At 35.7% G+C, this 17,043-nt stretch carries 15 protein-coding genes; 9 read left to right on the forward strand and 6 right to left on the reverse strand.

What is annotated here, in order from left to right; genetic code table 11:
• Nucleotides 1-3: 3 nt before the first annotated feature.
• Entirely contained in the window at nucleotides 4-651 is a 648-nt protein-coding gene (locus ACEYOS_RS10865) for a Crp/Fnr family transcriptional regulator (RefSeq protein ID WP_373707596.1), read from the reverse strand.
• A 192-nt stretch (nucleotides 652-843) separates the two neighbouring features.
• On the opposite strand from ACEYOS_RS10865, the gene ACEYOS_RS10870 reads away from it, so the two are divergent.
• The 3 genes from ACEYOS_RS10870 to aspA all read left to right on the forward strand — a co-directional run bounded on the left by ACEYOS_RS10870 (nucleotide 844) and on the right by aspA (nucleotide 4,885).
• The gene (locus ACEYOS_RS10870; RefSeq protein ID WP_373707595.1) at nucleotides 844-2,178 is read left to right on the forward strand and encodes an anaerobic C4-dicarboxylate transporter family protein; all 1,335 of its coding nucleotides are present in this window, start codon (nucleotides 844-846) and stop codon (nucleotides 2,176-2,178) included.
• Between the two features lie 19 nt (nucleotides 2,179-2,197).
• Nucleotides 2,198-3,358 carry a porin gene (locus ACEYOS_RS10875; protein ID WP_373797573.1) on the forward strand — a complete coding sequence of 387 codons (1,161 nt, stop codon included), beginning with the start codon at nucleotides 2,198-2,200 and terminating at the stop codon, nucleotides 3,356-3,358.
• A 120-nt stretch (nucleotides 3,359-3,478) separates the two neighbouring features.
• Nucleotides 3,479-4,885, forward strand: a complete 1,407-nt coding sequence (gene aspA / locus ACEYOS_RS10880; protein WP_373707593.1) for an aspartate ammonia-lyase — start codon at nucleotides 3,479-3,481, stop codon at nucleotides 4,883-4,885.
• Nucleotides 4,886-5,075: 190 nt separating this feature from the next.
• On the opposite strand, the gene gldG is transcribed toward aspA, so the two are convergent.
• The 3 genes from gldG to ACEYOS_RS10895 all read right to left on the reverse strand — a co-directional run bounded on the left by gldG (nucleotide 5,076) and on the right by ACEYOS_RS10895 (nucleotide 8,119).
• Nucleotides 5,076-6,731, reverse strand: a complete 1,656-nt coding sequence (gldG, locus tag ACEYOS_RS10885) for a gliding motility-associated ABC transporter substrate-binding protein GldG (RefSeq protein ID WP_373747915.1) — start codon at nucleotides 6,729-6,731, stop codon at nucleotides 5,076-5,078.
• Nucleotides 6,732-6,754: 23 nt separating this feature from the next.
• Entirely contained in the window at nucleotides 6,755-7,483 is a 729-nt protein-coding gene (locus tag ACEYOS_RS10890) for an ABC transporter permease (protein WP_373709404.1), read from the reverse strand.
• A gap of 90 nt (nucleotides 7,484-7,573) precedes the next feature.
• Nucleotides 7,574-8,119 (reverse strand): CopD family protein, encoded by a 546-nt coding sequence (locus ACEYOS_RS10895; RefSeq protein ID WP_373709403.1) that lies wholly within the window; start codon nucleotides 8,117-8,119, stop codon nucleotides 7,574-7,576.
• 154 nt (nucleotides 8,120-8,273) lie between these two features.
• Between ACEYOS_RS10895 and ACEYOS_RS10900 the strand changes: the two genes are divergently transcribed.
• The gene (locus ACEYOS_RS10900) at nucleotides 8,274-10,442 is read left to right on the forward strand and encodes a M12 family metallo-peptidase (RefSeq protein ID WP_373709402.1); all 2,169 of its coding nucleotides are present in this window, start codon (nucleotides 8,274-8,276) and stop codon (nucleotides 10,440-10,442) included.
• Between the two features lie 64 nt (nucleotides 10,443-10,506).
• Here the strand turns inward: ACEYOS_RS10900 and ACEYOS_RS10905 are convergent, their stop codons facing one another.
• The gene (locus ACEYOS_RS10905) at nucleotides 10,507-11,334 is read right to left on the reverse strand and encodes an S-adenosyl-l-methionine hydroxide adenosyltransferase family protein (RefSeq protein ID WP_373709401.1); all 828 of its coding nucleotides are present in this window, start codon (nucleotides 11,332-11,334) and stop codon (nucleotides 10,507-10,509) included.
• A 129-nt stretch (nucleotides 11,335-11,463) separates the two neighbouring features.
• On the opposite strand from ACEYOS_RS10905, the gene ACEYOS_RS10910 reads away from it, so the two are divergent.
• The 4 genes from ACEYOS_RS10910 to ACEYOS_RS10925 all read left to right on the forward strand — a co-directional run bounded on the left by ACEYOS_RS10910 (nucleotide 11,464) and on the right by ACEYOS_RS10925 (nucleotide 15,114).
• A complete protein-coding gene (locus tag ACEYOS_RS10910) occupies nucleotides 11,464-12,423 on the forward strand; it encodes a PhoH family protein (RefSeq protein WP_373709400.1) in 960 nt (319 codons plus the stop codon).
• Between the two features lie 172 nt (nucleotides 12,424-12,595).
• Nucleotides 12,596-13,204 (forward strand): porin family protein, encoded by a 609-nt coding sequence (locus ACEYOS_RS10915; RefSeq protein WP_373709399.1) that lies wholly within the window; start codon nucleotides 12,596-12,598, stop codon nucleotides 13,202-13,204.
• Between the two features lie 427 nt (nucleotides 13,205-13,631).
• On the forward strand, nucleotides 13,632-14,117 hold the full coding sequence (locus ACEYOS_RS10920) for an outer membrane beta-barrel protein (protein WP_373709398.1): 486 nt from the start codon (nucleotides 13,632-13,634) through the stop codon (nucleotides 14,115-14,117).
• Between the two features lie 292 nt (nucleotides 14,118-14,409).
• Nucleotides 14,410-15,114 carry a hypothetical protein gene (locus ACEYOS_RS10925; protein ID WP_373709397.1) on the forward strand — a complete coding sequence of 235 codons (705 nt, stop codon included), beginning with the start codon at nucleotides 14,410-14,412 and terminating at the stop codon, nucleotides 15,112-15,114.
• A 78-nt stretch (nucleotides 15,115-15,192) separates the two neighbouring features.
• Here ACEYOS_RS10925 and ffh read toward each other — a convergent pair whose 3' ends face one another.
• Nucleotides 15,193-16,563: a signal recognition particle protein gene (gene ffh, locus ACEYOS_RS10930; protein ID WP_373709396.1), complete on the reverse strand. Its 1,371-nt coding sequence runs from the start codon at nucleotides 16,561-16,563 to the stop codon at nucleotides 15,193-15,195.
• Between the two features lie 154 nt (nucleotides 16,564-16,717).
• Between ffh and ACEYOS_RS10935 the strand changes: the two genes are divergently transcribed.
• Nucleotides 16,718-16,903 (forward strand): hypothetical protein, encoded by a 186-nt coding sequence (locus ACEYOS_RS10935; RefSeq protein ID WP_373709395.1) that lies wholly within the window; start codon nucleotides 16,718-16,720, stop codon nucleotides 16,901-16,903.
• Nucleotides 16,904-17,043: the final 140 nt, after the last annotated feature.

Raw genomic sequence — 17,043 nt, forward strand, 5'->3', positions numbered from 1 at the left:
AAACTATCCAAATTTCCGAATCGATTTCAATCCTTCCGCATTAACAATTTCGATGCGTTCGTCTGTGTATTTGATGTATCCTTCCGACGTAAATTCATTCAGACATTTATTCACATTTTCCCTTGAATATCCTAAAACTTCGCTGATTTCTTTCTGTTTCAAAAACTGAAGGCAACCTCTTTCATTGTAATGTAAAAGGAAATCTGCGAGCGCACCATTGATCTTGTGGGCTTTGTAACTCAAAAGATTTCTCGTGAGTGCAGTTATATTATTACAGGACTCGTTATAAACATCGACCAAAAATTTCGAATTGGTAGTGACAAATTTCTTAAAAACATTTTTCTCGAACTGAATAACCTGAGTGCCTTTTACTCCATAGGCGGAGAAAAAAACCGGATCATCATTAAACAAATAACGCAATCCTATAAAATCGGTCTCTCCATATAGATCGATGAGGCGACATTTATCGTCTTTAATTTTCACCTCTCCTTTGTAAATATAAAATACTGAAAACAATAAGCTTTCATTTTTAATAAACATTTCTTCCTGATCAAATTGCATTAACGAGGCATTCGAATTCAGAACCGCCTTTTCGCGATCGGATAAGTGATCAAAAATAGGATTTTCTAAATAGGCTTCGGGTACAATCATCGTATTTTAATAAGGGAGCAATATACGCTGATTAAAATAAAAATTTTAAAGTCTTGAGGTGAGATAAGTCAACAAAAAAAATGTTAACACCGCTCTGTGACTAAACTAACAATCGACTGAAATATAGTTCATAGCCTAAAAATTTGAATCAGATTTATTCCTGCGCACCTTTACATAAATAAAAACAAGCACATGGAATACGCAGTATATTTACAACTTATAGTAGTGTTAGCCGCTATATTTGTAGGAGCCAAAGTTGGCGGAATCGGTTTAGGAATATTTGGAATGATCGGAATGGCCATTCTGGTATTTGTATTTAACGTTCCACCCGGAGAAGCTCCCATAGAAGTCATGCTAATGATTGTTGCAGTGATTACTGCGGCTTCAGCACTTCAGTCAGCGGGTGGATTAGATTATCTGGTCAAGGTCGCTGAAAAAATTCTTCGGAAAAACCCGGAATCAATTACTTTCCTAGGTCCGATTGTATGTTATGTATTTACCTTTCTAGCAGGTACCGGACACATCGCATACTCTTTATTACCTATTATTTCGGAGATTGCAACAGACAGTAAAGTTCGTCCGGAGCGCCCGATGAGTATTTCGGTGATTGCCTCTCAGCAAGCGATTACCGCAAGTCCTATTTCAGCAGCAACCGCAGCTTTATTAAGTACAAGTTTATTGGGTGGACAAGGAATTGAAATGATTGACATTTTGATGGTCTGTGTACCAGCAACAATCATAGGAGTTCTTGCAGGAGCTTTTGCTGTGAGTTTTGTAGGAGTTGATCTGGAAAAAGATCCTATCTATCTTAAAAGACTTCAAGAAGGTTTAATTGAAACGAAAGATCACTCAGTGGTTTCTGATGAAAAAGGAAGCAACACGCGTCCGCTTATCGCTGTAGTACTTTTTTTAATGGGTGTTTTTTCTGTAGTCTTATTTGGTTCAATCTCAAGTTTACGTCCCTCATTTCTTATTGATGGCGAAATAGTGAAAGTAACCATGGCGCAGATCATTCAGATCGTGATGATGTCTACCGCTGGATTAATTCTGATATTCGCTAAAGCTGATGTCACCAAAGCTGTAAACGGCAGTATATTTATCGCAGGAATGCAGGCAGTAATCGCAATTTTCGGGATTGCCTGGATGGGAGATACGTTCTTTAATGGTAACCTCGCATTTTTCAAAGAGCACATTCAAAGCGTAGTTACTTCTTATCCTTTCTTATTTGCCTTTGCCCTATTTGTAATGTCGATCCTTTTGTTCAGCCAGGCTGCGACGGTTCGTACGCTTTACCCACTGGGATTGGCTTTAGGAATTCCTCCACTGGCTTTACTGGCAATGTTCCCAGCAGTGAACGGTTATTTCTTCTTACCAAATTATCCTACCGTAGTCGCCGCAATTAACTTCGACCGGACCGGTACCACCAGAATTGGTAAGTATGTAATCAACCACTCGTTCCAGATTCCAGGATTTGTATCTACCATAGTTGCCATCGCCGTAGGATATCTCATCATCAGTTTTATGTAAACATTAAAAGAGAAACATCATGAAAAAATATATAACAGTCGCCCTTGCATCTTTATTCTCTCTGGGCGTCTATGCACAGGATAATCCCACCAGCACGGAGGCTGACAGTAAAATTAGTTTTCTGGAAAGACATAACGACCAACTCAATATTTATTTCCATATACAGTCCAGTTTTGACGTCATAACAGAGGACGATGGAAAAGCCGATATGGCCTTCAAAGCAAGACAATTTCGATTAGAAATTAAAGGTAATCTTACAGATAAAATATTTTATCGATTCAGACAAAGGTTGAACAGATCTACCAATCCACAGTCTTTAGATAATATCGGTAAAGCCACTGATTACATGTATGTAGGTTATAAATTCAATGATAAATTTAGCATTATCACTGGGAAACAGCGTCAGGCCTGGGGCGGATTTGAATTTGATCAGAATGCCATCAATGTTCACGAATATGCTGATTTTATTAGCGCAATGGACAACAGTATGATGGGAGGAGCAATTATTTATACGCCCATTAAAGATCAAGAATTTCAGTTTCAAATTACCAATAGCAGAAACTCATACTTAGATGATATTTACGGTGATTTGTCAGCGCAGGGAATTGAACAGTCTCACAATCCGCTTGCTTATATCGTCAACTGGAATGGTAGTTTTCTCGACAAGCGTTTTCAGACCCGATGGGCGTACGGTATTCAGACAGAAGCTGAAAATAATTATTCTTCGATGATTACCATGGGGACCAAATATAATCTGAAGCAGTTTCAGTTAACTTTAGATTATATGAATGCTGATGAAAAGATAGACCGATTGGGAATCGCTACAAAAGATGGAGCCGAATGGTTGGCGCTTAACAATCAGAAAGTATTTCAAGACGTTACTTATAATACGGTGATTTTGAAAGCAGAATTTCAGCCAAAACCGGAATGGAATATTTTCGCCAAAGGAATGTATGAAACCACCTCTGTGGAAAACGTAGAGAATTACGATGATGATTTCCGAAAAGCCTACGGTTACATGGGTGGAGTTGAATATCTACCCTTTAAAGATCAAGACTTACGGATTTTCTTAGCCTACATCGGTCGAAAATATGTGTATACGGAAGCAATTCCTTCTCTACACGATTATAGAACTGATCGAGTTAGTTTAGGAGTGATGTATAGAATTAAAGCCTTCTAAAAAAGCAAACAGAAATCAATAGGTGTTTAAAAATTCTGTCAAACACTGACAAATTCAATTTAAGCATCAACGAAAATTAAAAATAAATAAATAAATATTAATATTTCAAAATCAATTATTATGAAAAATTATAGATTAGAATCCGACTTACTAGGAGAATTACAAGTTCCTAAAGACGCTTATTATGGAGTTCAAACTCAAAGAGCGGTAGACAATTTCTACATCACCGGTAACAAAATGGGAGAGTATCCAGAGTTTGTAAAAGCGATCGCTTATGTAAAACTGGCCGCTGCGCAAACCAATCATGAACTGGGTCTTTTAGATGATGAAATGACGGCTGCAATTTCTCAAGCTTGTCAGGAAATTATCGATGGTCAATTCCACGATCAATTTCCGGTAGATATGATTCAGGGTGGAGCAGGAACGTCCGTGAATATGAATGCTAATGAAGTTATTGCCAATCGTGCTTTAGAAATCATGGGCTACGAAAAAGGAGATTACCAACACTGTTATCCGAACGATCATTTGAATCTTTCGCAGTCTACCAATGATGTGTATCCTACCACCGTTCGACTTACGGTAATCAGAATGAATCAGATTTTGGTGAAACATTTAGCTGAACTGAATAGTTCATTTAGAAAAAAAGGAGAGGAGTTCAGTGATGTCATTAAAATGGGACGTACGCAGTTGCAAGATGCAGTTCCGATGACTTTGGGTCAGGAGTTTGGAGCCTTCGCTGCTAATTTAGATGAAGAGATTACGCTTCTAAATAATATTTCTAATTTATTCTTAGAAATCAATATGGGCGGTACTGCAATCGGAACAGGAATTAATGCTCCACAGGGATATGCTATACTTTGTGCAGACAAATTGGCTAAACTTACCGGAGAAGCTTTTGTATCTGCTCCAAACTTGGTAGAAGCTACACCAGATACGGGTTCTTATTTAATATACTCGTCAGCTCTTAAACGTTTGGCAGTGAAACTTTCTAAAATCTGTAACGATTTAAGATTGCTTTCTTCAGGACCGAGAACAGGTATCAATGAAATTAATCTTCCTGCCATGCAACCCGGTTCTTCTATTATGCCAGGAAAAGTAAATCCTGTGATTCCAGAAGTGGTAAACCAGGTTTGTTTTAAAGTGATCGGTAACGATTTAACGGTAACTTTTGCGGCAGAAGCAGGACAATTACAATTGAATGTAATGGAGCCCGTACTTTGTGCCTCGATCGTTGAATCAATGATCTATTTGCAAAGAGCGATGGATACTTTGAGAACAAAATGTATTGATGGAATCACTGCCAACAGAGATGTTTGTAAAAATTTAGTCATGAACAGCATCGGTATTGTAACTGCATTGAATCCTTACATTGGATATAAAGCCAGTACAAAGATTGCTCAACAAGCCATGGAAACAGGAAAAACTGTGTATGAATTAGTTTTGGAACAAAAAATTCTTTCGAAAGAAAAACTGGATGAAATTCTAGATCCGAAAAATATGTTGAGCGCTCACGATGCAGTGAGTTAGATATTTAACTTAATAATGGAGCCTAGGATTTGATGTTTGCTTTTAGATTTTTTGTTAAAAGTGTATTCCCAGATTGTTTTTTTTCATGACAAAATCCTTAGCTCCGTTATTTTTGTTCATTCAGTAGAAACTAATGTTTCACGAAAATGAAAAAAAAACCTTCAAGATTGTATTCTTGAAGGTTTTTGATTTAGCCGAATTTTCTTTTTCGCCACCAGTAGAAGAATCCTCCTAACAGAATAATAACTGCCAGCGGCACCAATAAATTGATCCATTGCCAATCGGTTTTCTCTTCGTCGATTCTTTGTCGGTCGAGTAATCTGGCTTCGATATTTCGGTTTCTGAGTTCCATTAAATTAGAATCATCTAAAAGAAAATCTAAAGCGTTTCTTAAAAACTGTTCGTTGCCATAAGATTGTTTGGTGAGCAGATCTTCGCCGAGTGGGAGAGGATTGCCTTTGTATATTTGATTTCGACCGATATCACCATCCGCGATGATGATCATTTTATTTTCTGGACTTTGTGCCTTAAAATTCGGATATATGTTTTTTTCACTTCTGGTTGCGTAAGCAGAATTAAATTTTCCTTCTAAGCTCACTGCGAAAATTTTAGGTTCAGCTGTCTTTTCCAGATAATTGAGGGAGTCGACTTGTACAATTTCTGCCAACTCAACATAATTAGGAACTTGTTTGATGTTGGTTCTTTCGCTGGATTCAAACAATACTTTAGTCTTAATGTTTTTTCTACCCAAAGTATCGATCGATGATGGAAATTCAAATTTTACCGGATTGATATTTTTCGTGATCGGATTTTTATTTTCAGCAATTCCTAACGGAAAGTAGGGCCAGAGGAAACTACTGTATTGAGGATTTCCAGCAACTTCACCAGACACGATCCTGATAAGCGCAGATTTCTTCATATCCTTTACCAAACCTGCATTTAATCGAATTCCATAATTAAAAAAGAAATCAGTTAGATTCGTCTCCATCGGATAAGCCATGATTTTCTTAGCTTGAAAAAGCGTGTCCATTTCGGCATTCACGGCATCGATCATCCACAATGTTTTTCCACCATTCATGATGTATTGATCCAGAATTAATTTTTCATTTTCAGTAAAAGCTTTTCGTGGTTTTGCAATGACCAAAGCATCCATGTTATGAAGTTGGAGAACATCTTCGTAGGTCAGTTCTGTTTGATTTTTGGGAATAATGGGTCCGGCATTATAATTCTCTAAAGCCATTTCCATAAAACCACGGAATTCATCGGGGCGAAGTTCATCCTGGTTAATGAGAATTCCGATATTCTTTTTGCGATCGGCTGTGATTCTTTTAATACTGGAAACAAAGTTATATTCTAAATTTTCAATCGATTTACTGAGCTGTTCAGAAGCATCAATTCCAGATAAATTTACAATTAGAGGAATCGAAGCTCCTTTAGAATTATATTTAATGGCAGCGTACGGAAACATTACGATTTCAGACATTTTCCCTTCTTTCATATCGGGTAAAATCGACGGTTGTATTCCCATGGCAGCCAAAGTATCTTTTGACATTTTGGTCTTAATGGGATCGATGAATTTAAAATCGATTTTAGGATTTACTTTTCGAAATTCTTCTAAAATAAATTTCGTTTCGTTCTGCAACTGACGGAAACTTGCGGGGAAATCACCATCCAAGTAAACATCAAAAGTCAAAGGTTTTTCAACCGATTCCAATACCATAATGGTCGCATCAGAAAGCGTATATCTTTTCTCTTGTGTTAAATCGAAACGCATAGAAAAAATCCCGAAAGTTCCTAATAACAAAACGAGCGCAAGAATACTATAGATGAGGTTTTTTTTGTTCATTTTTAAAAGCGATAAAAATTCAATTACTTTTTCTTTTCTACAAAAATTTTAGCGAGAAACAGACAGATTCCAATCACCAAGAGGAAATAGAAAATATCTCTGGTATCAATAAGTCCTCTCGTAAAGGTCAGAAAATGTTGATAGAATCCAATATTTGAAAGAATATAATCTGCTCCGCCTAACAATTTATAACTCGCTAATTGTTCGATTCCGAAATATAAAAAGAAGGATAAGAAGACGCCAAGCAAATACGCCATGATCTGATTTTTCGAAAGTGATGAAGCTAAAATTCCGACTGCAGAAAAAGCGGCAATCAAAATCGCTAAGCCAAAATAACTTCCGAAGGTTGCACCTAAATCGATATTTCCTTCTGGAACGCCTAAGACGTAAACAGTATATAAATAAATTAAAGAAGGTAACAAACATAAAATTCCGACCAACCAAACGGCTAGAAATTTACCGAGAACAATTTCTGAAATTTTAATCGGTTGCGAAAATAGCCAGTGCAATGTTCCCGACTGTTGTTCTTCAGCTAAAGTTTTCATGGCAATTGCTGGAATAATAAACATCAATAACCACGGGACCAAGACGAAATAACTCTGTAAAGTTGCCGATCCAATTTCGAAAATATTTGAATCATTATCAAAGAAAAATAAGAAAAGCGTTCCTATTAAACTGAATGCACCAATGATCAACCAGGCGCTCCAGTTTCCGAAATAAGTCCAAAGTTCTTTTTTAAATAGTGCAAACATAAAATTTAAGATTGTAGGAAATATGTTTTAGTTTAATGATAAGGATATTGACTCTTCACAATTGACCATTTACCATTCACAATAGAGTTATCAAGATTTCTTTTTGTTCACCAACTTCACCGTCATCATTATTAAAGCTGCCAAAACGATAAATCCGACAATTAATTGCCACCAAAATGCAATCACCATTGATTTTAAAATAACGGTAAAGACGACCGAAAATAAAATAAAAGTCGCTATCTCATTCGCCTGACGTAGTTTGATATTTTCAATGGGAAGAACATTTCCATTAAGATTTTTAATCTGTAGGATTTTTTTCCAGCACCAATAATGATAAGCGGCAAGTCCTAATAAGAAGGTTAATTTCAAATGAAACCAAGGAGTTTTCATCAAACCAAAATTGAGAACGATCAACGTGATTCCTGAGACCAGCATAATTACGCCAGCCGGAATGGTAATGATATTCCATAATCTTCTGGCCATAAAAACATACTGTTCGCGAAGAACCTGTTTCTTATTTTCTTCAAACTCATCAGTATCTTTATAATAGACAAAGAGTCGAACCAAATAGAAAATTCCCGCAAAATAACTGACCATGAAAATGATGTGAACAGCTTTGATAATGGTATAAAGCATCTGAAAAATTTAGAGGCAAAGATAATGGATTTATATCAGAATTGATAAATTGGAGTAGGATGACTTTTTTATTAAAATTAAATTTTCGATATTTAGGGCTAATTCCGAATTTTTTTGGTTTTTTTGTAAAATATTAAATTAAATAGTACGTATTATGAAAAAAGTTTTCCAATTGTTGTTCAGTTTGGTATTCTTTGCTTTAGGTTTTTCGCAAGATTTAAAACCGATTCCTCAAAAAGTTAAAGATGCTAAAATGGCAAACAAATCATTTGTCAAATATGACTTATTTGCATTGAATCAATCTGCACAAAAGCAAGCTTTATATAAGGCGGCCGCAGAAGATATCACGGTAATGACGATCAACAAATCTGAAATTAACAGGATTTCAACGGAAAGACCTGATGCTTTAGAAATGAGTTTTCCGTTTGAAGGCAAAACTATTACGCTCGAATTGGTGAAAAATGATCTTTACACCAGAGATTTTAAAGTGAATACCGATAAAGGATATGTTGCTTACACGCCAGGTGTTTATTACCAGGGAATTGTAAAGGGTGATAATGAATCTTTGGTAGCCATTAGTTTTTTTAATAATGATGTCGTTGGTGTAACCTCTGTTAAAAATGTCGGAAATATCGTCATAGGTAAAGCCAAACATTCCGAAGATTTTATTTCTTACAATGATCAAAAATTAAAAGGCTCAAATCCTTTCGCCTGTACAGCAGATGAAATTTTAGAAAATAAAAATTCGCCAGGACCTTCGTATGATCCGGCGATCATGACTGCTAAAAAAACAGATAATTGTGTAAGAATTTATTATGAAACGGGTTACACGATCTATACGAACAAAGGTTCTTCGGTCGCTAATGTGATCAACTGGGTTTCGGCAATGCATAATAATATTTCGACGCTTTATAATAATGATGGAATCACGGTAGCCTTAAGCGAAGTTTTTGTTTGGACTTCTGCGGATCCTTATACTGGGTCAGGAACTTTAGCTAAATTAAATCAGTTTAGATCTGGCAGACCCACTTTTAATGGTGATGTTGCGCAGTTAATAAAATATCAAAGTCCCGTAAGTGGTGGAGTTGCATTTTTGAATACCTTGTGTACCAATAATAACTATTCTTATGTAGATGTATTTTTAAGCTATGCCAATGTTCCTACATTTTCCTGGAATATTGAAGCGATGACGCACGAGCTTGGACACAGCTTAGGTTCTCCACACACCCATGCCTGTTTCTGGAATGGTAATAATACGGCAATTGATGGCTGCGGACCACAATCAGGGAATGATGAAGGTTGTACAGGACCATTACCATCAGAAGGCGGAACGATTATGAGTTACTGTCATTTGTTAAGCAGTGTTGGGATTAATTTTGCCAATGGATTTGGTGAACAGCCAGGAGCACTTATTAGAAATAAAATCAATACAAGTGGATGTTTGGGTAGTGATTGTATCTCCTCATGTACAGTAACTATTTCTGGTTTAACGGTGAGTGAACCAACCAAAACCTCTGTTACCGCAACCATAAGCGATAATGCTGGTACTAGCTGGAAGTACAGACTTTCGAAGCCAGATGGAACTATTGTTTCTGAAGGAATATCCAACGATAAAGTGCTTAACTTTAATAATTTAGAAGAAAATACTTATTATCTTATTGCTGTTGGTACTGCATGTTCAGGTCCGCAAGCATTCGCCTCAGAAAAACTTTTGTTAACCAATGCTGATTGGTGCTCAGTAGTGAAATTCACAGATTCTGGTGGCGAAGATGGAAATTACCTGGACGCTCAATCAATGATAAAAACTTTTTATCCAGCTAATTCTACGGACAAGTTAAAACTCACATTTACTCAATTTGCTACAGAACAGGGTGCTGATAATGTCATTATTTATAATGGACCCAATTTAGCTTCACCAAGATTTCCGGGTGGTACCAATATCAGCGGAAATACGATTCCTGGTCCATTCGAATCAACCCATGCAACAGGTGCAATCACCTTTAGATTTACGCCAAACGGTCAGAATAATGCCGCAGGTTGGGTGGCCACTTTTGGCTGTTCAAATTTAGCAACCAATGAAAGTTTGCGTAATAACGGAATTTCAATTTCGCCAAGCGGTATCAAAGGAATTTTCACGATTGTTTCTAAAGATCAAATTCAATCTTATCAGGTTTTTGATGCGTCAGGAAAATTAATTAAAACCGTTAATAATACTACGGGCATACAGGAAAAATTAGATCTTTCTGCTGCACCGGTTGGAACTTATATGGTAAGTATTGTAACCGCAAAAGAAACGGTGATCAAGAAAATTATTAAGAAATAAAAGAAGAATTTTAACATATCAATTAGCCGGCATTTAAAACGTCGGCTATTTTTATGTCAATTTTTTATTGAAATTCAATATAGATGCTTTCGCCTACTTGTAAACCGAATAGCGTTTTGGCGCCACTTTCACCATTTCCTTTGTAAATGGTTAATTCTAACAAACCGGCATCATTAAATACGGCAGCCGCTTTTCCATGAAATTCCTGTTCTTTATTCCAGTCATTCACCAAGTCGGTATATTGATCATGAATTCTGGACAATGCTAAATTTCTAAATTTCACAATAAAGCTCTCAAATCCAACACTACTTTTCTCAAAGTTTTTCTTGGAGATATTCGATACCACATTGCCGAAATTATCGATGTACATTATTTCTCCGATCAGCATTTTTTCGCTTTCATTAAATACAGCCCTTGGAAAAGAAAGTTGTTTCGGATCTTTAAATTTGCGGCCAATAACTTCTGGCAAACCTCCATTTTGAAGATGTACCGCAACAGGTGCAAAAATATCGGTGGACGTAAACCGGACTTCATCATCAAATCGATTGTTGAACGTGATTTCGTACACTTCTTCTGGTTTAATATCATAGAAAATCAAACTTAGAAGTCCATTATCAGCAGCGATAAAATAATGATCATCTGCTTTGTAAAGAATACATTTTCTTTCTTTGGTGTAAAAGCTATCTACGGAGATAATATGAACCGTTCCTTTGGGAAAAAATGAATAAGCATTTCTTACGACATAAGCGGTCTGCAGAAGATTGTAGGCTTGTATTTGATGCGTAATATCAACAATCGTAAGCTCTTCTTTTAGTTTTAAAATAGCACCTTTCACTGCCGCAACTCTGTGGTCGACCAATCCGTAATCTGAAGTAAAAGTAATAACTGCCATCTGTATTTTTAGGAAACCACAAATTTAGCGTAAAAAAAATATTTTAAGCACCATTGTGGAAAAGTTAAACTCCTATTTCAAATAAAATCGATACATTTAATAAAAATAAATATTTAAAACAGGTGATATATGTTTGAACTGAAATACGAAATTGAAGGCATTGATGCCAAGACTTTTTATGGAGTTAATAATCAATATTTTAATTTATTAAAGTCCAAATTTCCGACGCTGAAAATAACGGGTAGAGATCATTTTATTCTTGCTTTGGGGCCGCGCGAGGTGTTGGATATCTTGAAGCTTAAGTTAGATGATGTGGTGAGTTTTATTTCTAAAAACAATTCGATTACCTTAAAAGATTTCGAAAGCATCCTGGATATCAAAGATGAAGCTGAAAAACAAATGGTTTTCGATCAGGACATTATTGTAAAAGGAATTGGTGGAAAAATCATTAAAGCGAAAACCACGAATCTTAAAAAATTGGTGAAAGCATGTGATACCAAAGACATGGTATTCGCCATCGGACCCGCCGGAACCGGAAAAACTTATACGAGTGTTGCATTAGCCGTACGGGCTTTGCGAGATAAAGAAGTCAAGAGAATCATCTTAACGAGACCAGCTGTTGAAGCAGGTGAGAGTTTAGGCTTTTTACCGGGAGATTTAAAAGAAAAACTAGATCCTTATTTACAGCCATTATATGATGCACTGCGGGATATGATTCCGCATGAGAAATTAGAAAGTTTTATTGAGAAAAAGGTCATAGAAGTCGCGCCGCTTGCGTTTATGAGAGGACGGACTTTAGATGAAGCATTTGTTATTCTGGATGAAGCCCAAAATACGACGCATTCTCAAATGAAAATGTTTCTTACCCGAATGGGAATGAATGCGAAATTCATCATCACGGGTGATCCAAGTCAGGTCGATTTACCGATGCGTCAGAAATCCGGTTTAAAAGAGTCGATGAGAATTCTTGGTGAAGTGGATGAAATAGGTTTTGTGTATTTAACAGAAGAAGATGTAGTGAGACATCCAATCGTTAGAAAAATTATTCACGCCTATGGCGCAGAAGAAAAAAGGCAGCGGGAAGAATAGTTATAGGTTTTAAAAGCTTTCAATTAAGTGAAAAATTTATAGAGAAAAAATTTATACAGTGATAAAAAAGTCAAATATGAAAAAAATCAGTTTTTCAAAAACCTAATCAGTTTCGCTTGGTTCTTAAACGTATGTTTAATTATTTTTGCCGTCATAAATAATTTGAATAAACATGAAAAAAGTATTAGTAGCAAGTGCAATTGCACTTTTCGCAGGCATGAATGCACAGGAAACTGAGACAGTTGGATTTAATATGGGTGATACATTCATTACCGGAGCAGTAGGATTTAATTCTCAAACTACGGGAGATGTAAAAAGCAATACCTTTACTATAGCGCCAAGTGTTGGCTATTTTGTAACATCTAACGTTGCGCTTGGAGCAAGAGTTGGTTACATAAATTCAACAGACAAAAATACGGTAGCAAATGTAGAACTCTCTAATGAGGTTAATACTTTCGCAATCGGAGCATTTGGTAGATATTACTGGATGCCTGCATCTAGATTCTCTATCTTTGGTGAATTAGCTGCAAACTATGCTAACGCAAAAAATACAGTAAAAGCAGGAAGTATTTCAACTGATAGTAAAGCAAATGGATTTAACGTCGCGCTTGCTCCAGGGATTAATTACTTTCTTTCACCAAACTTTGCTTTAGAAGCTACTTGGGGAATTATTAATTATTCATCTGTAAAGCCTGACGTTGATGGTGCTATCGCTACTGATAATTTCGGTATTGGTTTAGACCTAAACAATATTTCTTTAGGATTGGTTTACAAATTCTAAATAAAAATATATCGATTTATTAATCCCGCTTTTAGCGGGATTTTTTCATGAGGGATTTTATTGTTAATTCAGCTCCTGATTGAAGATCATTTGATCGAATTTAGGTCAGGATTGGTCTTTTTTTCAGGTCTTTTTTTAACTCAAAATAGATTTCAGCTGGCAGATAAAGGTGTATATTCCCGATTGCTTTACTTAATTTAAATTGTAGACTTAACGGTCCGTTTTCCGCAAAAATAGTTTACTGAATTATTTACTTTTTTTTAGTAAAATAATTATTTAATGTCAAACTGTACTTTTTATAAGGAATTGTTTAAAGTTTTATTATAAAATTTTTTCGTACAAAAAATCACCTTAAAATTAAGCTAAAAAGCAGTAGGCATGGTGTAGTCTAGTAATTATTTGATATTTTTGTGAAAAATTAAGATTTATGAAAAGAGTAGTACTAGCGTTTGCTATTGGATGTTTTGGAATGATGAATGCGCAAATTAAATTCGGAGTCAATGGTGGATTTTCATCGGCCGTTGTATCTAGTAAATGGGATAACTTAACGCAGGGTTATTATGTCGGTCTGTTTTCTGAAATTGGAATTCCTGGTTTTGCAAAAGTACAACCTGCTTTAAATTATGTAAAGATTCATGACGATTCCTACATCCAGGTTCCGGTAATGATGAAGTTTTATTTTGTTCCGAAGGTAAATATTCAGGCCGGTCCGCAATTCGCTTTTAGAATGAATGACAGCTCTTCTAGTAGTAAAACGAATTTCGGTGCTGCTGTTGGGTTAGGAGCCGATTTATTTTCTGGGCTATTAATCGAAGCAAGATATGCTTTTCAGTTAAATGAAGCTTTTAAAAGTCCGGCGGGTGATAAATTACCCTTCAATATATTTAATGTTGGTTTAGGAATTAGATTTTAATGTAAGCAACTTAAGATCGTAAAATTTACCTGAGGAATTTCCTCAGGTTTTTTTATGAATAAACTGAGAATATAAATATAAAAAATGAATGTGATTCTAAATTTTCAATATTAAATTTAAAATATTTCTAGATTATCAAATTTTACGTTAAAAAGACACTAATAATAAACTATAAATATTAATAATGCTATTGTGTTATTTTTAATTTAAATTTAATGAATTATTGTTGTAGATTTTGTTATGTAGATGTTTTTTTCTAACTTGAGGCGACAACCAAATAATTAAAATAAATATGAAAAAGATGTATGCTCTTCTAGCAATTTCAAGTACTGTATTATTATATGCACAAGTTGGAATCAACACCACAGATCCCCAATCAACATTAGATGTTAATGGTAATGTTATTATACGAACGGTTGATCCCGCAACTGTGAGTTCTGCGTACGACTTTTTAGTTCATGACAATGCTACCAATGAAGTACATAAAATTAATGGTAATTTAGCTACGGTCACAGCGGAAAAAACTATTTCAAAAGGAGTTGAGCGAAATGGAGTGAGCCTTTTATCCGGAAGCTTATTTGCAGGCTGGCGAAAGATAAATTTTGCATCAGCTAATATTCCTATTAATCAAGATGCGAATTTTGACGCTGCAACGGATTTTTATACCATACCTTCTACTGGAGTCTATGAGATTAATTATCAATTTAGATATGGAAGTGGCGTGCTGGCATCTCTTTTAAATTTTGGTGGAGTGCCAAGTATCGGCATCTTACGGCATCCGACCAGCGGTCCCTATAATGTTTTGGATTCGAGAAAATTTAGTGGCGTAAGCGTACCTCTTGTCTTGAGTTTAATTGTGTCAGAAACTTCTATTAATAGTGTTTATCAATTAAATGCTGGAGACCGTCTCTCCTTTGAGTTGAATAGTGGAGGCTTAAGCTTAGGTCTTTTGAGTAGTAGTCATGCTGAATTTGTTATTAAGAAAATATCCAATTAAAACACAATTTCTATATATCAAGAAAAATCCTGCATAATTAATTATACAGGATTTTTCAATTTTAAAAATTTTAATGTCTTATCTACCAAATAAATTACCGCCCGGCATTCCGGCTCCTTTCGGCATTCCTTTGCTCATCATTTCCATCATTTGTTTTCCTTGCGGTCCTTGCATCATTTTCATCATTTTACCCATCTGTTCGAATTGTTTCATCAAAGCATTTACATCTTCAATCTTTCTTCCGGCTCCTTTTGCAATTCTGTTTTTACGCTGAGTATTGATGATCGAAGGTCGTCTTCTTTCTTCCGGCGTCATCGAATGAATGATCGCTTCAATATGTTTAAAAGCGTCGTCCTGAATATCAACATCTTTAATGGCTTTACCAACTCCTGGAATCATGCCCATTAAATCTTTCATATTACCCATCTTTTTGATCTGATTGATTTGTTTTAAGAAATCATCAAAACCAAATTCATTTTTGGCAATTTTTTTATGAAGTTTTTTAGCTTCCTCTTCGTCAAACTGTTCCTGCGCTCTTTCAACTAAGGAAACAACATCACCCATTCCAAGAATACGATCCGCCATTCTTTCCGGATAGAAAACATCGAGTGCTTCCATCTTTTCTCCCGTCGAAATAAACTTAATTGGTTTTTCAACGACGGAACGAATTGTTAGAGCAGCTCCACCTCGCGTATCACCATCTAATTTCGTCAGAACAACTCCGTCGAAATTCAAAGCATCATTAAAGGCTTTTGCAGTATTCACGGCATCTTGTCCGGTCATGGAATCTACAACGAACAATGTTTCTTCTGGCTTAATGAAATAATGAATGGATTTGATCTCGTTCATCATCGCTTCATCAACAGCCAAACGTCCTGCGGTATCTACGATCATAACGTCATGACCATTTTCTTTCGCAAACTTCACTGCATTTTCAGCAATAGAGGAAGGATTCAAAGCACCTTCTTCAGTATAAACAGGAATACCAACCTGACCACCTAAAACTTTTAATTGTTCAACAGCAGCTGGACGGTAAACGTCACACGCTACCAAAAGTGGTTTCTTGCTTCTCTTTTGTTTTAAATAATGAGCTAGTTTTCCAGAGAAAGTTGTTTTACCAGAACCTTGTAAACCGGCAATTAAGATTACACTTGGTTTTCCAGAAAGATTGATTCCTTCATGGGTGCTTCCCATTAATTCTACCAATTCGTCGTGAACGATTTTGGTCATCAACTGTCCCGGCGTTAAACTCGTCAGTACATTTTGACCAAGTGCTTTGTCCTGAACTCTTTTGGTGAGGTCTTTCGCTACTTTGTAATTAACATCGGCATCAACCAACGCACGTCGAATTTCCTTTACCGTTTCGGCAACGTTAATTTCTGAAATCTTCCCGCGCCCCGAAATATTCTGAAGCGCTTTATCTAATTTATCCTGTAAGCTATTAAACATAATTTATCTTTAAGATTTGCAAAAATAAGGAATTTCGTTCAATTATAATAAACTTGCTTATTTTTGCACCATGAATATTGTAAATATATCTTTATTATTCCTGTCTGCGGCTTTTTTAAATGTCATTCTCTTCTACATTTTCAAAAAGTATTTAATGAAAACCGATAATCCCGCGATGTTATTTCTGGTCATCAATATTTTCAAAGACATCATCTGGGTAGGGTACTGGTTGATTAATTTAGAAACCAGCCAAACCAATTTCTTATTTCTAATCGGGATCTTTTTGGTGACTTCTTTTGCCTTATACTTTAAAGTAATACGATTCTTAAACCGCTCCTGAAAATTAACTGATAAAAATCAATTTTTTGTATTGGTAAGTTTTAATAATTTCAATATATTTGCAAACCGATAAATTTGACCTATGAACAAGAGAATTTCTTCTTTATTTTTCGTTTTATTTCTTACGCTTTCAAGTGTTTT

The sequence above is a fragment of the Kaistella sp. genome (assembly GCF_041824135.1).
Classification (GTDB): domain Bacteria; phylum Bacteroidota; class Bacteroidia; order Flavobacteriales; family Weeksellaceae; genus Kaistella.

What these genes read in the sequence shown, in the direction of transcription:
- ACEYOS_RS10865 (WP_373707596.1), bottom strand. Translation starts at nt 651, where the DNA reads ATGATTGTACCCGAAGCCTATTTAGAAAATCCTATTTTTGATCACTTA.
- ACEYOS_RS10870 (WP_373707595.1), top strand. Translation starts at nt 844, where the DNA reads ATGGAATACGCAGTATATTTACAACTTATAGTAGTGTTAGCCGCTATA.
- ACEYOS_RS10875 (WP_373797573.1), top strand. Translation starts at nt 2,198, where the DNA reads ATGAAAAAATATATAACAGTCGCCCTTGCATCTTTATTCTCTCTGGGC.
- aspA (WP_373707593.1), top strand. Translation starts at nt 3,479, where the DNA reads ATGAAAAATTATAGATTAGAATCCGACTTACTAGGAGAATTACAAGTT.
- gldG (WP_373747915.1), bottom strand. Translation starts at nt 6,731, where the DNA reads ATGAACAAAAAAAACCTCATCTATAGTATTCTTGCGCTCGTTTTGTTA.
- ACEYOS_RS10890 (WP_373709404.1), bottom strand. Translation starts at nt 7,483, where the DNA reads ATGTTTGCACTATTTAAAAAAGAACTTTGGACTTATTTCGGAAACTGG.
- ACEYOS_RS10895 (WP_373709403.1), bottom strand. Translation starts at nt 8,119, where the DNA reads ATGCTTTATACCATTATCAAAGCTGTTCACATCATTTTCATGGTCAGT.
- ACEYOS_RS10900 (WP_373709402.1), top strand. Translation starts at nt 8,274, where the DNA reads ATGAAAAAAGTTTTCCAATTGTTGTTCAGTTTGGTATTCTTTGCTTTA.
- ACEYOS_RS10905 (WP_373709401.1), bottom strand. Translation starts at nt 11,334, where the DNA reads ATGGCAGTTATTACTTTTACTTCAGATTACGGATTGGTCGACCACAGA.
- ACEYOS_RS10910 (WP_373709400.1), top strand. Translation starts at nt 11,464, where the DNA reads ATGTTTGAACTGAAATACGAAATTGAAGGCATTGATGCCAAGACTTTT.
- ACEYOS_RS10915 (WP_373709399.1), top strand. Translation starts at nt 12,596, where the DNA reads ATGAAAAAAGTATTAGTAGCAAGTGCAATTGCACTTTTCGCAGGCATG.
- ACEYOS_RS10920 (WP_373709398.1), top strand. Translation starts at nt 13,632, where the DNA reads ATGAAAAGAGTAGTACTAGCGTTTGCTATTGGATGTTTTGGAATGATG.
- ACEYOS_RS10925 (WP_373709397.1), top strand. Translation starts at nt 14,410, where the DNA reads ATGAAAAAGATGTATGCTCTTCTAGCAATTTCAAGTACTGTATTATTA.
- ffh (WP_373709396.1), bottom strand. Translation starts at nt 16,563, where the DNA reads ATGTTTAATAGCTTACAGGATAAATTAGATAAAGCGCTTCAGAATATT.
- ACEYOS_RS10935 (WP_373709395.1), top strand. Translation starts at nt 16,718, where the DNA reads ATGAAAACCGATAATCCCGCGATGTTATTTCTGGTCATCAATATTTTC.